The organism is Caballeronia sp. M23-90 (genome assembly GCF_053574605.1).
Genome location: NZ_JBSIPA010000831.1, coordinates 1 through 1,263 on the forward strand (window position 1 = coordinate 1; position 1,263 = coordinate 1,263).

Annotated in this window: 1 pseudogene; it reads left to right on the top strand. The window is 63.3% G+C overall.

Going from position 1 to position 1,263, the window contains the following annotated elements:
* Window positions 1-1,112: pseudogene (locus ACRXB1_RS36245) on the top strand (ATP-dependent DNA helicase); the annotation flags it as partial.
* Between the last annotated feature and the right edge of the window lie 151 nt (window positions 1,113-1,263).

Consider the following 1,263-nt stretch of genomic DNA (forward strand, 5'->3'; position numbering starts at 1 on the left):
TCGGCGGGCGCCTGACCGCTGTCACGTCCGGCGGCGCGATTCCCGACAACGCGGACTTCGCCGTCCTGTTAGAACCGCAAGGCTTGCAGATCGGCACGGTCAACGAAGATTTCGCGGTCGAAAGTCTTGCCGGCGATGTGTTCCAGCTCGGCAACGCGTCGTACAAGATCCTGCGTGTGGAAGGCGGCCGGGTCCGCGTGGAAGACGCACATGGTCAGCCGCCGAACATTCCGTTCTGGCTTGGCGAAGCGCCCGGACGCAGCGATGAGCTCTCGGCTGCGATAGCGCGCTTGCATCAGCAAGTGGATACGTGGCTCGGCTCATCTACGGTTGAAGAAACGATCGCGAAGCTCGATGAAACCACGGGCATTGGAGAGGCAGCGGCACGGCAGATCATCGAATATCTGGCTCGGTCGCGTGCTGCGCTATCCGTCTTGCCGACACAGGATACGCTCGTGATGGAGCGTTTCTTCGATGCCTCCGGCGGCACGCAGCTCGTCATTCACACGCCGTTCGGCAGCCGCGTCAACCGTGCGTGGGGACTCGCGCTGCGAAAGCGTTTTTGCCGCACATTCAACTTCGAGTTGCAGGCGGCGGCCACTGAAGACGCGATCGTCTTGTCGCTGACGGGCGGCCACAGTTTCCCACTCGATGAAGTCTGGCGTTATCTGCGTCCGGCCACGGCGGAACATGTGCTGATCCAGGCGCTGCTCGACGCGCCGCTTTTCGGCGTGCGCTGGCGCTGGAACGCGACCAACGCGCTGGCGTTGCCGCGTTATGCCGGAGGCAGACGCGTTGCGCCGCAACTGCAGCGGATGAAAAGTGAGGACCTGCTTGCAGCCGTGTTTCCGGATCAGGCGGCGTGCATCGAAAACGTGGTGGGCGAGCGCGAAGTGCCGCATCACCCGCTGGTGGACCAGACCATCGACGACTGCCTGCACGACGCCATGGATTGCAACGCGTGGCTGGCGTTGCTGCGGCGTATCGAAAGTGGCGATATCAGGCTTGTCACGCGCGATCTGCCCGCGCCGTCGCCGCTGGCGGCTGAGGTTTTGTCGGCGCGTCCGTACGCCTTTCTCGACGATGCCCCGATCGAGGATACGCGGTCGAGGATTGCTTACTAGCGGGCCTTCGATCGCGTATGCCGTGGCAGAAAACCCTTCGTGCCTCGGTCTCAGTCGTAGATGCCGATGGTGTAGAGCGCCATGTGCGCGTCATTGGCCGGACGCTGCGCGCGAGGACTGCTCTTGCACTGCTCAAGAG